Raw genomic sequence first — 17532 nt, 5'->3', positions numbered from 1 at the left:
ACATGCTGAATGCCCTCTTTTCTCTTATGACCAGCCGATTAACCTGGAGTTTTCTCGGCATAACCGCTTTCTCTTTCGTTATCTGGTTTTTTGGACCTATTATTTCTGTCGGTAATTCGGTTCCTTTTGCGTCAATGACGACACGCATTATTATCATTATTATTTTATTCGTGATTTGGTTACTCACTCAGCTAATACCGCGGTTTTACCAATCCTGGATCAATCAAAAGCTGACCAAGCAATTAAATATCACCAAGGATGAAAACCAAGAAAATCAGCAGAATGAACACTCTATTACATTGGCAGAACGTTTTTCCGATGCGGCAAAGTTATTGAAAAGAGCCTATTTTTCTGGTTTATACAACAAAAATAAACCGAGCTGGATAAACTTCTTCAACCGCCAATATATCTATCAATTACCTTGGTATCTGGTTATCGGTGCCCCTCATTCGGGTAAAACAACCGCTCTGGCAAATTCCGGCCTGCACTTTCCACTGTCGGACTATTTTGGTCAATCCGCCCTGTACAGTATGCAGGGCAGGGATAGCTGTAACTGGTGGTTTACCCATAGGGCGGTTCTGCTCGATACCACAGGCCGTTATACCACACAGGACAGTGTGCACCAGCAAGATGCCGATGAATGGAAAAACCTTATCTGGTTGTTGAAAAAATACCGTATCCGCCAACCGCTTAATGGCGTCATTATTACGATTAATGTGGAAGATTTACTGAATCCTTCAACGGAGAAACGGGATCAACAGGCCTATATGCTGCGCCGGCGTCTGTCAGAGTTACATGAACAACTCAAGATACGGTTACCTATTTATGTCATGGTCACCAAAACCGATTTATTAAAAGGATTTAGTGCTTATTTCGCTCATTTTGACAAAAACGCCCGTGAGCAAATTTGGGGATTTAATTTCCCGTGGGATTCGGTTCCACAAGGCAAATGGAATAAAAATAATGAGTTCAACCTGAATGGCATCTTTGAACAACGATATAGCCAGTTACAATTGCGGTTGGAGGCTGAATTACCCTCTATTCTGTTAAACGGACATAATCCACGGCAATGTGCCGAAAGTTATCTATTCCCACAAGAAATTGCGTCCCTGCGCCCGCTGATTGCACAATATCTTGACATCGTATTCGCCAGGTCGGGATTTGAAATACCCTATTATCCACGAGGGCTGTATTTCACCAGTGGGACACAAGAAGGGACTCCATTTGACCATGTGATGGAAAAATTTAACCACACTTTTCAGTTACCCACAGATAACAATAGCCATGCGATGTCATGGGGAAATGGTAAAGGAATGATTCCCCCTGTCCCAACCCGGCAAACTTATTTTTTGAAAAATTTACTGGACAATATCTTTCAGGAAGCAGGCATTGCCGGTTATAACCGCTGGTGGGTATACCGCAAGCGCATTTTGGGTGGATTGGGATATATTATTTCGGTTGCCATACTGGCATTGTTGGCGAATTTACTTTTGACCAGCTATAGCAATAACAAAAATTATTTACTGGAAGTCCAAGCCAAAATTCCGGCGATTGTGAAACAAGGTGAACAATTAAAAAAAGAGTCCCATGATGTTTACGCCTTATTACCCATTTTAAACAATTTGGCCTATTTAGATAAAAGCTCGCATTTCTCTTTAGAAAATCCCCCTTTATCCTATCGGATGGGGCTGTATAGCGGTGAAAAAATCAGTGATGCCAGCCAATCTCTGTACAGAAAAGCACTGCAAACTTTATTACTGCCGCAAATAGCCATCATCATCACCCACCAGATGCATGATGATAATAGTGAGGACGCAGAGAAAAGTTACAATACGCTCAAGGCTTATCAAATGTTATATCAGCCTAAACATTATGAGGGTAAATTTCTGCATAACTGGATCATGCAGTATTTAAAAACCCACTTAAATGCAGATACCACTCAACAGCAGTTGCAACAAATTGGGGAACATATCGGCCAATTGTTAGATCACCACGTTGTGGCTTCCCCCTTTATTTTTGATGACGCTCTGGTCGAAAAAAAACAGGCATTAATCAGCAGCCTGCCACCGGCACAACGCGCTTATAACTATTTAAAAGAAAAGTTAATGAATGATCCCAATTTATCTCCCGTCAATCTGGACACCCTTGCCGGCCCTCAAGCTGAATTGGCTTTCTCACGTATCAGTGACGCGCCTATTACAGAGGGGATAGCGGGCATGTTCACACCGGCGGGTTATCAGACAGGAATTGGAAAAAACCTCAATACTTTTCTCACCACGTTGTATTCACAAGATAACTGGGTGCTCGGTACTTATGCAAACGGTACTTATGCAAAAAAGCAGACCGATAAGGAGATCAAATATTCCGTTAAGCAATTTTATATTAATGACTACATCTATCAGTGGAATCAATTTTTAGCGGATATTCGTTTAAGAAATATCGATAGTTTAGAGCAACGGGCCAGTACAGCACGTTTATTGTCTTCTTCCGATTCCCCGATGCGCAATCTTTTAATTAATATCAGCAAGAATGTCACGCTGAATGAAAATAACCCAAATATCAAGCAACTCAATAATATTGTGAAAAGCAATCTTGTGAAGAATCAGTCGAATAAATTAACCTCGAAATTAGTGCCCAGACAGATCCCGAAACAAATGTTGTCCTATAACACTCAATCTTTACCGGAACAGCAACCCGAACAAGAAATAGAAAAACATTTTGCCCCCATTCTTGAATTGGCAAAAAGAACCAATAAAAACAGTTCCATTATTCCTTTTGATAAAACTTTAAAAGAAATTGGTGAGTTATATCTGTATTTAATCTCAGTGCAAAATGCAACCAATACGGGGATGCCCTTGCCTGACGGTAAGATTATTACGCAGTTACAAACCACATCGGAACGGCTGCCCATGCCGTTTCAGAGCATGGTTTCCTCACTCGCGGTTGGCGCAAGTCACGATACTCAGCTCAGTGACATGAAAAATGTCGGTAAGCACCTCAATGCAGAAATTGGTGGCTTTTGCAACCAGGCCATTGCTCATCGCTATCCGCTGATGCCTAACGCACGGCAGGATATCAAGCCTGATGACATGGCCCGGATGTTTGCTCCCGAAACCGGTTTAATGGACAGTTTTTTCCAGAAAAATTTAGTGGGTAAGGTCGATACAACGCAACCAACATGGCAATTTATGCCCGGCGTGAATGGTAAATCCCTGCCGGGGGGAAAAGCGTTGCTTAAACCTTTTCAGCAAGCCCAGATTATCCGCGATACGCTATTTACCGCCGGAACCCCGACGCCATTATTTCGCGTCATGGTTCGCCCGGTCAGCATGGATAATGACATATTAAGCATGATACTGGATGTCGATGGACAGAAAGTAGAATACAGCCACGGCCCGCAACTTTCACAGCTCGTTAGCTGGCCGGGACCCGCTAAAACCAATCTGGTTCGCATTCAATTAAATCTCAGTAATGGTACAACCGCGAACTTATCAACGTCGGGTTTCTGGGCACTGAACCGACTACTGGATCATGCCAAACGAATCTGGCGTGGCAAAACCGGCAACCCAACTTATGCTGATGATATGAGCTTACGGGCAGGGTTTAATATCAGTGGCCATACAGTGTTACTGGAATTTACGCCGAACAGTGTTTTTAGCCCGTTTAACTTCCCTGCTTTCTCGTGCCCAAGCCCGGAACTGTTTCAAGCAGCATAATCAATATCCCCACGATCGAGATCACCACGGTGAACTGAATATAAGCTGAAAATACCATGAATATTGATGCCTTACTCACTCCGATCAGTGCGGAGTTTCCCTGCGGGGAAGACCTCGAATATGATGATGAATTTCTGGCATTAGAACGGTTCCTCATCGAAAAACCAGAACAACAGTTTGGTGAGGTGCTTATCCCGGCTGAGCCGCCCAACTGGACAGAGGTGGAAAAAAAAGCCACTCAGTTGCTGTCCCGTTCTAAAGATCTGCGTGTCATCATCGCCCTGATGCAGGCATGGTTAAATACACGGGGAATTTGTGGCTATGCCGATGGCCTGAATTTACTCCGTCAGACGCTGGAGCGTTATTGGCAAGATGTGTGGCCAAAACTGGAGTTTAATGGTGAATATGATCCCCTGTTTCGTCTCAACACGCTGGCTGCGATCGAAGATGGTTCCCCGTGCACGCTAAAAGCGCAACACACCGTGATACTCAAAAGTGTTTCGACAGAATTGTCATTACAGGAAGTTTGCTTACTGCTTAACGGTACAGTCACCGAAATCAAAGGTTATACCGGTGGACGCAATCGATTAGTGGATGAATTAAAACAACAAGCTAATAGCCCTGAGATCTTGGCAATCATCACCATTCGCGAGCAACTCACTGCCCTGACTGAAATTATTCGCCACAAATTATCTGATACCCATATCCCCGAATTGCCGCAGTTTTTAAAACAACTGGATACCATCATTGGGTTTTGTGGTATCGCAGAACATGCTGCCAATACAGAACTCATTGAGTCCGCGCCGTTTATAAAACCGAAAACTGCAACAGGACAAACGGCGTCATCAGCAGCAACCCTTGCAACTTCCGAGAACGTGACATTGGTTCATTGGCACGAAGTCGAAGCCAGTCACCGTGATGATGCACGTATTTTATTGGAAAAAGCCAAAACGTATTTTCTTCAACATGAGCCAAGCCACCCGGCTCCGATAATGATTGATCGCATTCTACGGCTGATTGACCGCGATTTTATGAATATTATCTACGATCTTGTGCCAGAAGGGTTAAATCAGCTTGAGACCATTTTCGGCCGTCCAAATCATCCTGATGATACCCCTGATACAGATTAATCATTTTTTATTTTAATCCATTCACTTATTTGTCGGTGAATCCAGTCATGGAGAAGGTGTTATGAAATCCAGTGGACAAAAGTTTATTGCACGCAATCGTGCTCCACGCGTACAGATTGAATACGATGTCGAGCTTTACGGCTCAGAGAAGGCAGTTCAATTACCCTTTGTTATGGGCGTTATGGCCGATTTGGCAGGAAAACCGGTAGAAGCCTTACCTGACGTCAATGATCGCAAATTTTTGGAAATTGACATTGACAACTTTGATGAGCGCATGAGTTCCATCAAGCCAAGGGCGGCCTTTCAGGTTGAAAATACCCTGACCGGTGATGGCAAACTGAATATCGATTTAACCTTCGAAAATATGGAAGATTTTCAACCTGATGCCATCGCCAAAAAGGTCGAGCCTTTGGCGCAATTGCTGGAAGCACGCACCCAACTGGCAAACCTGCTTTCTTATATGGACGGTAAAAACGGCGCAGAAAAACTGATTGCCGAAATATTGCAAAACCCCGCCCTGCTGAAATCCTTGGCGGAAGCACCAAAACCTGAAGATCATGCTTCAGAAGAAGGTACTGAAGATAAGGAGTAATTGATGAGCTCAACTGAACAAGAAACCCAAATTCAACAAGCGCAAGTCGCAAAAGAGTATACCCCTGATGAACTAAGCTCTTTGTTGAATAAGGAATTTCGTCCGCAAAGTGATCATACCCGCAGTGCCGTTGAAAATGCGGTGAAGACACTGGCACAACAGGCATTGGAAAATACGGTCACTATTTCTGGCGATACCTACCGTACTATCCAGTCATTGATTGCTGAAATCGATGCCAAAATATCACAACAGATGAATCATATTCTGCACCATGAGGAATTCCAGACCCTGGAAGGCGCTTGGCGTGGTTTGCATTATATGGTCAACAATACCGAAACTGATGAAATGCTGAAAATCCGGGTGATGTGTCTTTCCAAAAAGGAATTGAGCAACACACTAAAACGTTTCAAAGGGGTGAGTTGGGATCAAAGCCCGATTTTCAAAAAGATCTATGAAGCGGAATATGGTCAGTTTGGTGGCGAGCCTTTCGGCTGCCTGGTGGGAGATTACTATTTCGACCATACGGCACCGGATGTTGAACTGCTGCGCCAAATAGCACAAATCAGTGCGGCAGCACACTGCCCCTTTATTTCAGGCGCCTCACCAAGTGTGATGCAAATGGAGTCCTGGCAGGAACTCGCCAATCCCAGGGATCTGACAAAAATTTTCCAAAACACGGAATATGCGCCTTGGCGCAGCTTACGTGAATCCGAAGACGTGCGTTACATCGGGTTGGCGCTACCGCGTTTCCTCTCCCGCCTCCCCTATGGCGCGCTCACAAACCCCGTTGATAATTTCAATTTTGAGGAGAATACCGAAGGTCCCACTCACAATAACTACACTTGGGCAAACGCCGCCTATGCTATGGCAGTGAATATCAATCGTTCTTTTAAACTGTATGGCTGGTGTACTTCTATCCGTGGCGTAGAATCCGGCGGTATTGTGGAAAACTTGCCTTGCTACACGTTTCCCTCTGATGACGGCGGTGTGGACATGAAATGCCCCACAGAAATCGCCATTAGCGATCGCCGTGAGGCAGAGTTGGCAAAAAATGGGTTTATTCCGTTATTGCATCGCAAGAATACGGATATGGCCGCCTTTATTGGCGCCCAGTCCCTGCAAAAACCGGCGGAATATTACGATCCTGATGCCACTGCCAATGCCAACCTTGCGGCTCGTTTGCCCTATTTATTTGCCTGTTGTCGTTTTGCCCACTACCTGAAATGTATTGTTCGCGACAAAATTGGGACTTTTCAGGAGCGTTCTGACATGGAACGTTGGCTGAATGATTGGATCATCAATTATGTTGATGGTGATCCCGTCAATTCATCACAAGGAACCAAGGCAAGAAAACCGCTGGCAGCCGCAGAGGTTCAGGTCGAAGACGTAGAAGGTAATCCGGGATATTATCAGGCTAAATTTTTCCTGCGTCCCCATTATCAGCTAGAAGGCTTGACCGTTTCTCTGCGCTTGGTTTCAAAATTACCTTCATTAAAAGGAGCGTGATATTAAGGAATTAAGCTATTTTACCTATAGAACATCCTACTAGCCAAAACCTCCTACCCATCTTTGATTTTCAACACGCATATATTTTTATGCTTAACGCCAATAAGCATTTATTGAATGCTTTTATTGGCCCCATTATTTCATTCAACTTTAATAAGGCGGAAGTTATGTCTATTCCTGGCATTGATGCATATATTAATTTTACTGATGTTAAAGGGGAGTCAGGTGATAACGAGTTCAAAGATTGGACTGCTGTCAGATCGTTTTCACTGGAAGTGCTTAATCGTATCAATCATGCCACTCAAGGTACTGGATTGGGTGCAGGTATCGTGTCCGTTTCTGGTTTGTCTTTGGATATCTTGTTTGACAAATCGGCTATCACCTTGCGCCAGTATCTCGTCAAAGGGACACATATCAAGGAAGTGAAACTGAATGTACGCCGGCAAGGAGGTAAACAAGAGCCTTGGTATACATTAACCTTGACCAATGCCTTGATCGCGCGATCCAGCCTGGCATACGGGGATGGCGGTTTTTATGCTTCTATTCTTATCGCCTTCCAAAAACATAAAGAAAGCTACTTCTCTCAAGAGTTTGCCTCAGGTTCTAAAGGCGCTGAAGTCAGCTATGAATGGGATTCTTATAGCAATCAAGTCGGATAAAGCACATAAACCAACATTAACAACCTTCCTGTGGGTTCCCGCAGGAAGGTTAAATAGGTATTCATACTTATGAGATTCACCATTGTTAAAAACTCAGGTTCAAACCAACCACCACAACTGAGTTATGACTTTTCTCCTCCAGGCGGCACAATCGGTCGCGGCACGGAAAATAATTGGTATTTACCCGATGACGAGCTGACCATTGCCAGATTGCAGGTTATTGTGTCCATTTCCGCTGATGGAGAATGCCGGCTCAACAATCAAGGTTCTGCTTCTGAGGTCTTATTGAACATGATACCTCTGGCTCCCGATCGTCAGGTTGAAATCCGCGATGGTGATATGCTGAATATTGGCAATTATCAGATCCAAATCATTGATATTAATAAGCGTGCATCACAACAGGCAACTTCCCAAATAGCTCATGGTGAACATCCGCTGACCGGTGATGAAACAAAGATCCCCAGTGAAGTCTGGGATGATCTTGAGCAAATTTTCCCCACGCCTGATGCTGGCTCTCCTGTTAATGCTCATCAGACCCAACAAGCGTTAAACGATAACGATCCGCTGGTCAGCGATCTTCGGGTAAACAATCCCCTGATAAAAGGCCAACATTATCAAGAACGGAACCCCATTGACCCACTGGCGCACATTGAGGTAACAACCGATCTTGATGCCTTACAATTACGGGCGACCGATCCGATTGCGATGTTCAATTCAGATACGACGTTCCAACAGAAAGATATCCTGAATGACCATACACCGACCACATTATTGCCGCCTGATGGATTGCCACCTGATGATCAAGATGATGATAAGCAGGAAATTGACCCACTGGCACTGTTTTCTGATAAGCACATGAAGACACTACAACATGTCAAAAATGATGATCTCTTAAACCAAATATTGTTAGATAACGCAGCCCCCTTGAACTCAGTGGATGAAGCGACTAATTCGAAACCTCAATTTATTTTTGAACCTTCTGAGCTGCCTGAACCGCCCTCTGAGCCTGTATTGGCTGATACACAAAAAAGAAATCCGATTAAAGAGGAAGCCTTCCACGACCCACAAGGATCTTTCCAAGATTATTCCCAAACTAAAGGAACAGATAATTATCAAACCCATAGTGTCAAATTGGAAGGGAAGTTACTGGCGGCATTATTGGATGGCATGGGGCTAAAAGAGATAAGCAGACTGCAATTTGATGAACACCAGATGTATCAGTTAGGTCTTTTGGTTAGCCGCTTAACCCAAGGCATCATCGCACTCAATGCTTCACGTACCCAACTCAAACGCGAAGCCAATGCCGCCATGACCCAACCCCTGCTTGACGCCAACAATCCCTTTAAACTGTTACCTTCCGGTCAATCGGTTTTAGCACTGATGTTTGGTGGCCATATACCCGGTTTTATGCCACTTGAACAGGCAACCCATGACATTTTAATCGAGTTACAAGCGCACCAATCAGGCATGATTGCGGGAATACGCGCCATTACAACAGACATATTACATTTATTCCATCCTGCTGTTCTTGAACGAAAAGCGCGGGAAGACGATTGTTTGCCACGTTTGTCGCTATCATCGAGCAACAAAGCATCAATGTGGGAGTATCTCACCAAACATTATCAAAAAATCGTGCATGAGTTTGAACAAGATTCTGTTCTGTTTGGGGCAAATTTCCTGCAAGCCTATGAAGCAGAAGTGAATCGTTATAAAAACGCCCAATCATAATAGCGAGTAGGTAATCCATGAATGACAATCTCACTTTACTGCATGGTGGTTATCATAGTCGCAATAACACGGTACGCATTACTGCTAAAGACAGAATGCTGCCTTCTTTATTGGACAGGCTCACCGATAATGAGCCGGATAAAAAACAAGAAGCAATCAACAATTACATGCTATCGCACTCGGCCTTACGACAGAATGTCCTGAGGGATTTGCAATGGTTGCTCAATAATATCAATAGTGAGTCTGAACAAAATCTCACGCCCTTTCCAGAAATTCGCCATTCGGTTTATAACTTTGGTTTGCCTCCCTTATCGGGTAAATGTCTGTCTGAAATAGAATGGGGAGATATCCAACATCGGATCATGACAGCAATTCATATCTTCGAACCCCGTATCATTCCCGATGGGCTTGAAGTGAGTTGTGTTTCCGATACCCATTCATTGACGCTATACAATACTTTATCCATAGAAATAAAAGGGTTTTTGTGGTGCGTTCCCTGGCCACTGGAATTCCTGTTCCGTAGTGATATCGATCTGGAAAATGGTTATTTCACCATCAAAGAAGCCGGGTAAGGTCGAAACAGAGAAGAGATAAGAGGGGCTATGGACAATAAATTGCTTGAGTATTATAACCGTGAATTAATGTATTTACGTGAAATGGGCAAAGAATTTGCCGAACGCTACCCTAAGGTCGCCAATCGCTTAGGCATGCATGGCATTGATGTTGTCGATCCCTATGTTGAACGCCTGATGGAAGGCTTCGCTTTTCTGACTTCTCGCATTCAATTAAAAATGGATGCGGAATTTCCACGTTTTTCCGAGCAATTACTGGAGATGCTGTACCCGAATTATTTGTCTCCCACACCGTCAATGGCCATCGTCGAACTCCAGCCGGATACCAGCAAGGGCGATATCAGTCACGGCTTTTTAGTGCCGCGTGGCACCGTCATGCACTGTCAAACATTAAAAAAAGACGGCATCAATTTCCACTATACCACCACACAAGATGTCACTTTGCAGCCATTGCAGCTAAAAAACGTTGAACTGGGCAGAATTCCGGCCGATCTTCCACTCGTGGCATTGAACCTTCATCAATATGGTGCCGTCAGTGCGCTGCGCATTCACCTTAGCTGCCAGGGAAAATTCTTCCTCAATGAGCTGGATCTCAAGAAACTGGTCTTTTTTCTTGCCGGGCCAGATATTCAATCCCAGCAATTGTTGGAACTGATTATGGAACATTCTGTCGGCATGGTATGCCAGACACTGGGTCATGCCCCTCAATATCAGGTCTTGCCCGATATATTCCCCCATCATGAGGGATTTGATGATGATCAGGCATTACTCCCCAATGATCCACGTAATTTCAGTGGTTATCGGCAACTCCAAGAATATTTTGCTTTTCCCGCACGCTTTCAATTTTTCAGTATCAGTGGCATGGAATCTTTGCTGAAACAAACACAAGAAAAAAGTGAATTTGAGCTGATACTGCTTTTGGACAAAGCCGATGCCAATCTGGAACGTCTGGTAGAGACCACGTATTTGGCCATAAACAGTACCCCCGTGATTAATTTATTCCCTAAAATCACGGAACGTGTCTCTGTGGAAGAGAGTACCAATGAATACCATTTGGTAGTCGATAATCTTCGTCCGCTGGACTACGAAATTTTCTCAGTACAGCGCCTGCACGGGGCAAACATCAAGCGCAAAGAAACCCAAGTATTCAGGCCATTTTGGTCGACTTTCAGCGATGATAAAGGCAATTACGGTGCTTACTTTTCTGTGCGCCGTGAACCGCGTATCTTATCTGAACATGCCCAGCACTACGGAACCCGCACCAGTTATGTCGGAACGGAAGCCTTTGTTTCCATTGTCGATGAACAACACGCTCCGTGGCCCAATGAATTAAAATTCCTGACTGCCGAAGTGATGTGTACTAACCGTGATTTATCGGCGATGCTGCGTCAGCAAGATCTCGACAATTTTGCCATGCTGGATTCAATTCCTATTAACCAAATTGCGTTTCTCAAAAGACCCACCATTCCACGCCCTGCCTTAACCCAAGGTTCAGCCGCTTGGAAATTAATTAGCCAACTTCAACTCAATTACCTGAGCTTTATGGATAAAGATGACGAGCAAGGGACTCAGGCATTGCGGCAATTGCTGAGTCTCTATGCCAACCTTGCAGAACCGGCCGTCATCCGCCAAATTAACGGCATCCGCCATTGTACCTTAAAGACCATTTATCGACGGGTGCCTGAACCCGGCCCGATTGTTTTCGCCCGTGGCGTCAGCATCAGGATAGAGGTCAATGAGCAAGAATTTGCGGGCACCAGCCCTTGGCTGTTAGGCAGCGTACTGGAAAGACTCTTCTCACGTCTGGTCACCATGAACGCGTTTACTGAAATGACGCTGTATAGCCAGCAACGCGGCAATATCGGTTTTTGGCCTGCCCGCATGGGCAACAAGCGATTGATATAAACAACAATGAATACGAATCAAAAGAACGCTATTTCTCTGCATCGTCTCTGTCGTTTGCCCGATGATTTTTGGCAACAACTCACCCAAACACCTTGGCAATTCGACTTATTTCAAACGCTGCGCCGTATCGATGCCCAATCCGGGGCATACTACAGGCTGGGTACTGCCCCATTGCCGAAACATGATCTACTGCGGTTGGGGCAAAAAGCGTCCCTGATCTTCGCTCCTTCGACGATTGCCGACGTCAAGCAGCGGGAAAACTCAAAACAGGTTGACATGCTGATTTACAGTTTTGGCTTGTTCGGCCCCAATGGCCCATTGCCACTGCATATGACCGAATATGCTTATACGCGACAATATAATCATCAAGATCCCACGCTGAACGCATTTGCCAATTTATTTCACCACAGGCTAATCCAGTTGTTCTATCGCGCCTGGGCCAATACCCGGCCAACCGTATCACTCGACCGTCAGGATAACCAACGCTTTTGCCATTATCTTTCCTGTTTAGTGGGAATGGGATTACCTGCACAGCAAAATCCAGATGCCATCCATGATCATGCCCGTTACTCATTATCCGGCCATTTATCCCGTCAAGGGCATAGCGCAGAAGGGTTGGAAAAAATACTGGCTTCTTATTTCCAGATCCCGTTAAAAATTGTGCAGAATATTCCTCAATGGCTAAATATCGAAATATTGGATCAAGCGCAATTAAAAGCAGGACGCCACCTGCCCCGCTTAGGTCAATCGGCTTTTCTGGGCATTGCACTCTACGATATTCAGCATAAGTTTCGCATTGAGTTGGGACCGCTCAGCATCGCTGAATATAAGATGTTCTTGCCGGGAGAATCTAAATCAAAACAGTTATATGATTGGGTTTATCAATATCTGGGAATTGAATACGCATGGGACATCCGGTTGATTCTCCATCAATCGGATGTCAAAGGCATTCGTCTGTCAGAACCAGTCAAATTGGGATTAAGTAGTTGGCTTGGCCACGTTGAGCCGGGTAAAAATCCCCAACCCGCCCATCGTGGCGATTTGATCTATCACCGTTAACCCTCACTCTACGGATGATACGCTATGTCAGAAATCAGTCGTTCTGTACTCTTCGGCAAACTTAACCGTACCCTGTTCACTTGTTTAGAGAGTGCCACTTCCTTTTGTAAGCTGCGTGGCAATCCTTATGTCGAATTAGTTCACTGGCTGCATCAACTCATGCAGCAACAAAACAGCGATTTACAGCAGCTTATCCGCTATTTTTCCTTGGATGAATCCGCACTGACGGAAGACATTGTGACCGCGCTGGATCGCTTACCACGCGGCGCCAGTGCTATTTCTGACCTTTCCGAGCATATTGATAATGCGGTGGAGCGCGCCTGGGTATACGGATCATTGAAATTTGGTGTCAGTGAAATTCGCAGCGCTCATTTGCTGATCGGCATCCTGAAAACCTTTAATTTACGCAATACGCTGAAATCCATTTCTCCCCAATTTGATCAGATTAATGCCGATACCCTGCTCGATAATTTCACTGGCATTTGCAACGATAGCGATGAATCCCAGGCAAGTGCATCATCAACGGATATACAGGGAATAACGCCACAAGCTGCGGCAAATTCCTCTCTGCAACAATCTTCTCTGCAACAATATGGCCAGGAACTGACTGCCCGGGCGCGCAATGGGGAAATTGATCCAGTCTCAGGGCGCGATGAGGAAATTCGTCAGATTATTGATATTCTGATGCGTCGCCGCCAAAATAATCCCCTGCTGACCGGTGAGGCGGGTGTCGGCAAGACCGCGGTGATTGAAGGATTAGCGCTCAAGATTGTGGCACAAGAAGTCCCTCCGCCTTTACGCAATGTCCAGCTTTGGTTATTGGATATCGGTATGCTACAGGCTGGAGCCGGTGCCAAAGGCGAATTCGAATCTCGTTTACGCAAAGTGATCGACGAAGTTCAGTCCAGCCCGACGCCCATCATTCTGTTTATTGACGAAATTCACACCTTGATTGGTGCCGGCGGACAACAGGGAACCGGTGATGCGGCCAACCTGTTAAAACCGGCCTTGGCGCGCGGTCAATTACGTACTCTTGGTGCCACAACGTGGTCTGAGTACAAAAAATATATCGAAAAAGATCCTGCCCTTACCCGTCGTTTTCAGGTGGTTCAAGTTCATGAACCTGATGAAAGCAAGGCGCTGCTTATGCTGCGCAGTCTGGTCAAGGCACTGGAACAGCACCATCATGTACTGTTGCTGGATGAAGCCGTGGAAGCCGCCGTGCGCCTTTCACACCGTTATATTCCCGCCCGTCAATTACCCGACAAGGCGGTGGCACTGCTGGATACAGCTTGTGCCAGAGTCGCCATCAGCCAATATGCCGAACCTGCGCAACTGGAAGATTGCCGTCATCGTATAGAGGCACTGCACATTGAGCGGGAGATTGCCGAACGGGAATTTAAGCTAGGCATCGGTGATCAACAACGTTCAGAAACTATTCTGCATGAACTCGCCACGTTGGAAGCGCAGAAAGCGCAATTGCAGGAACGTTGGGAACAAGAGCTTTTCTTGATCGATAAAATTATTTCCCTGCGAATTCAATTGCACACAGAGCAATATGATGATGTCCCTGAAGCAAAGCACGCCGAATTGTCAGCGTTACAGCAACAATTGAAAACCGTACAGGGAGAAGAGCCACTTATTTTTGCCGCTGTAGACAGCAATATTGTCTCTTCGGTTGTTTCAGACTGGACAGGCATTCCCCTCAATCGCATGGTAAAAGACGAAATCGACGCCGTATTACAGTTGGCGGATACCCTCAGCCAACGTGTTATTGGTCAGTATCATGGGTTAGAATTAATTGCCAAACGTGTACGCACTTCACGCGCCAAACTGGACGATCCTAATAAACCCGTCGGGGTTTTCATGTTATGTGGTCCGTCCGGTGTGGGTAAAACCGAAACCGCGCTCGCGCTGGCCGAAACGTTATATGGTGGGGAGCAAAACCTGATCACCATCAATATGAGTGAATTTCAGGAAGCGCACACCGTATCAACCTTGAAAGGGGCTCCGCCCGGCTATGTGGGGTATGGCGAAGGGGGAGTATTGACGGAAGCTGTCCGCCGCCGTCCTTACAGTGTGGTCTTGTTGGATGAAATCGAAAAAGCTCACCCTGATGTCCATGAGATTTTCTTTCAGGTCTTTGACAAAGGTTGGATGGAAGATGGCGAAGGGCGCCATATCGATTTTCGCAATACGATTATTATCCTGACGTCCAATATCGGCACTGAATTGATCAATGCACTTTGCACCCAACAAGAGACACTGCCAGAGCCAGAAAAGCTCAGTGCTGCGTTGCGCAAGCCATTATTGAATGTATTTCCTGCTGCCCTGTTGGGACGACTACTGGTTATTCCTTATTACCCGTTGAGTGATGAAGTAATGATAAGTATTGTGCAATTACAACTGGCGAGGATTAAAAAACGCCTGTTGGAAAACCACGGTATTACAGCAACATTCGATGATGCTATGGTCGAACATATCGTCAGCCGGTGCACCGAAATTGAGTCCGGCGGACGAATGGTTGATGCAATCCTGACCAATACGCTGCTGCCGCAAATCAGTCAGCAACTGCTTTCTGCCAGCGCGCATCATGAACAATACCAGCATCTTCGGGTTTCTCTCGAACAGGATGAGTTTCAATTTCAGTTCACCCATTAAATCACCAAGAGGCCATCCACTTGCAGAATTTTCACCGAACTTATGACGATGGCAACATGGGTTTTACTCCCCCTCTTCCCATTGGGTACTGCCTCAATGAATTTGAAATCGAAGAGGTCATTAGCAAAAGCAGGAGTAGTATTGTATATCGTGTTTGGGATCACCATCTTAAGCAAACTATTGCTATCAAAGAATATATGCCCCACTCTTTCGCTATGCGCTGCCGGGATATGAAACTCAACTTACGGGGAGAAAAGCACTCACGAAGAGAAAAGCTAAGAAAACGATTTCATACCGGATTGCAAAACTTTATCCGCGAAGCGCACTTGATGTCATGTTTCGAACATCCCTGTCTTCCCCGTTTTCTGCGCTTTTGGCAACAAAACTGCACGGCGTATATCGCAATGCCCTTTTATAAGGGGATAACATTAAATAAATTATGGGTAAGGCACCCACATCTTATCAATGAAAACTGGCTTTGCCGGATATTACTTCCTTTGTTGGATGCCCTTGATACGCTCCATCAAAGAAATTATTTACACTGCGATATCTCTTTGGACAATATTTTTATCCAAGAGAATCAATCACCCCTATTGCTGGATTTAGGATCGAGCCGCCAGACAACAAAATGCTTGTCTGATGATACCGAGATAACGGTCCGATCCGGCTTCACCCCGGTGGAACAGTACACCGCCAATGAAGAAAACCAACAAGGGCCTTGGACAGATATCTATGCGTTGGGGGCGGTGTTATATACTTTGATTGTGGGCGCCCCCCCACCCGTCAGCATTGTACGCAATCTTGAAGATAATTATCAGCCTCTGGCCAAACTGCGCCCTATGGGATATTCCTTGTCGTTTCTACATGCGGTTGACTCAGCCCTGGCAATAAACCCGTCAGAACGTCCCCCCTCCATAACCGAATTTGTGGCAATTTTACAAATTATACCAATCTAACTTGAAGATGCAGGTTTTAAAATCTGAAAGTTGTCAGTCAGTCTAGTCGTGAGTTCTTTCGCTTTTTCTGGCAAAGTGACATGAAAAAAGTGACGAAGGGTTTCACGGAATGTCTTCGCATCCGGAAAATAAACATTGTTACGTACTTGCTCATTCATATACTTCCACAATCGCTCTATTGGATTGAGGTTTGGGCTGTAAGGCGGTAGGTAATGCAGTTCAATATTAAGGACATATGCCACCTCTTTCACCAATTCTGCCCGGTGGTAACCCGCCCCATCCAGAATAATATGAATTTTTTGCGAAAGTGGGTAAGTTTCTCTAATAGCGCCGAAAAAATACGCGATATTTTCGGCATTGATACTCGGGTATTCACGGATCACGGTGTCTTCAATTCGTTGTAAATTGAGGGCGCCCAGAAGATTGAGACGGGTACGACTGCCGGTGGTTTCGACCACTTTTACCTGATTTTTCCCCGCTTTCATCCAACCATAGCTGAGCTTTGTGGACTGCGAAGGATGCACCGCATCAATAAATAGGATAGGTTCATTCTGACCTGCCCGGTCTTTCAGAGACTGGTAGTCATCAATAAATTGTTGCTGCTTATCCGCATCGAATTTATGAGGAACGCCCTTTGGCTTTTTGTAGCTGAAACCTTGTCGGTGAAGCCATTTCGTCATGCCTCCCACGCTGAAAGACACCTGCCAACGAGCTCGTACATAATCCACAATTTGAGCGGTCGTATGCAGCAAATTTGCCGTCAAATAATCAACCAGATCGGCGGTTTGTTTGGCAGAGAGATGGCTTTCAGAACCGCCATTTTCGGGGGTGAGTTTTTCCTGCGCGATGAAATCTTTTAGGTGACGGCTTACCGTAGTTTCATGAATACGTAAGGCCTGAGCAATCATCTGAGCTGTCCAGCCCTCTGACGCCAAAAGCACGGCCTTGATGCGATCACAGACTCGACTATCACGAGTGGTATCATGCATCAATTCGAGGGCACGTTTTTGTTCTGGTGTCAGATGAATTTTCATGATTGCAAGCATGA

Annotated in this window: 12 protein-coding genes; 11 read left to right on the top strand and 1 reads right to left on the bottom strand. The window is 45.4% G+C overall.

The features are described 5' to 3' along the window. Positions 1 to 2 precede the first annotated feature (2 nt). The 11 genes from tssM to XDD1_RS18430 all read left to right on the top strand — a co-directional run bounded on the left by tssM (position 3) and on the right by XDD1_RS18430 (position 16484). On the top strand, positions 3 to 3716 hold the full coding sequence (tssM, locus tag XDD1_RS09430) for a type VI secretion system membrane subunit TssM (RefSeq protein ID WP_045970630.1): 3714 nt from the start codon (positions 3 to 5) through the stop codon (positions 3714 to 3716). Positions 3717 to 3772: 56 nt separating this feature from the next. Further along, positions 3773 to 4846, top strand: coding sequence for a type VI secretion system protein TssA (gene tssA / locus XDD1_RS09425; RefSeq protein ID WP_045970628.1), 1074 nt, complete (start codon positions 3773 to 3775; stop codon positions 4844 to 4846). Positions 4847 to 4907: 61 nt separating this feature from the next. Then, positions 4908 to 5438: a type VI secretion system contractile sheath small subunit gene (tssB, locus tag XDD1_RS09420; RefSeq protein WP_045970626.1), complete on the top strand. Its 531-nt coding sequence runs from the start codon at positions 4908 to 4910 to the stop codon at positions 5436 to 5438. 3 nt (positions 5439 to 5441) lie between these two features. Further along, positions 5442 to 6944: a type VI secretion system contractile sheath large subunit gene (gene tssC, locus XDD1_RS09415; protein WP_045970624.1), complete on the top strand. Its 1503-nt coding sequence runs from the start codon at positions 5442 to 5444 to the stop codon at positions 6942 to 6944. A gap of 89 nt (positions 6945 to 7033) precedes the next feature. After that, positions 7034 to 7603 carry an Hcp family type VI secretion system effector gene (locus XDD1_RS09410; protein ID WP_231854490.1) on the top strand — a complete coding sequence of 190 codons (570 nt, stop codon included), beginning with the start codon at positions 7034 to 7036 and terminating at the stop codon, positions 7601 to 7603. 69 nt (positions 7604 to 7672) lie between these two features. After that, the gene (gene tagH / locus XDD1_RS09405) at positions 7673 to 9331 is read left to right on the top strand and encodes a type VI secretion system-associated FHA domain protein TagH (RefSeq protein ID WP_045970622.1); all 1659 of its coding nucleotides are present in this window, start codon (positions 7673 to 7675) and stop codon (positions 9329 to 9331) included. Positions 9332 to 9348: 17 nt separating this feature from the next. Further along, the gene (locus XDD1_RS09400; RefSeq protein ID WP_045970620.1) at positions 9349 to 9903 is read left to right on the top strand and encodes a type VI secretion system baseplate subunit TssE; all 555 of its coding nucleotides are present in this window, start codon (positions 9349 to 9351) and stop codon (positions 9901 to 9903) included. A 30-nt stretch (positions 9904 to 9933) separates the two neighbouring features. Beyond that, positions 9934 to 11808, top strand: a complete 1875-nt coding sequence (gene tssF, locus XDD1_RS09395; protein ID WP_045970618.1) for a type VI secretion system baseplate subunit TssF — start codon at positions 9934 to 9936, stop codon at positions 11806 to 11808. 6 nt (positions 11809 to 11814) lie between these two features. Next, positions 11815 to 12867, top strand: a complete 1053-nt coding sequence (gene tssG / locus XDD1_RS09390) for a type VI secretion system baseplate subunit TssG (protein ID WP_045970616.1) — start codon at positions 11815 to 11817, stop codon at positions 12865 to 12867. 24 nt (positions 12868 to 12891) lie between these two features. After that, positions 12892 to 15528 (top strand): type VI secretion system ATPase TssH, encoded by a 2637-nt coding sequence (gene tssH / locus XDD1_RS09385; RefSeq protein WP_045970614.1) that lies wholly within the window; start codon positions 12892 to 12894, stop codon positions 15526 to 15528. Between the two features lie 20 nt (positions 15529 to 15548). Beyond that, positions 15549 to 16484 (top strand): serine/threonine protein kinase, encoded by a 936-nt coding sequence (locus XDD1_RS18430; protein WP_084720996.1) that lies wholly within the window; start codon positions 15549 to 15551, stop codon positions 16482 to 16484. Here XDD1_RS18430 and XDD1_RS09375 read toward each other — a convergent pair. Beyond that, positions 16481 to 17518, bottom strand: a complete 1038-nt coding sequence (locus XDD1_RS09375; protein ID WP_045968390.1) for an IS630 family transposase — start codon at positions 17516 to 17518, stop codon at positions 16481 to 16483. The two genes, XDD1_RS18430 and XDD1_RS09375, sit on opposite strands and share 4 nt — an antisense overlap. Between the last annotated feature and the right edge of the window lie 14 nt (positions 17519 to 17532).

The organism is Xenorhabdus doucetiae (assembly GCF_000968195.1).
GTDB lineage: Bacteria > Pseudomonadota > Gammaproteobacteria > Enterobacterales > Enterobacteriaceae > Xenorhabdus > Xenorhabdus doucetiae.
The sequence above is the reverse complement of the archived record's forward strand: the minus strand, read 5'-3'. Positions and strand labels throughout refer to the sequence as shown.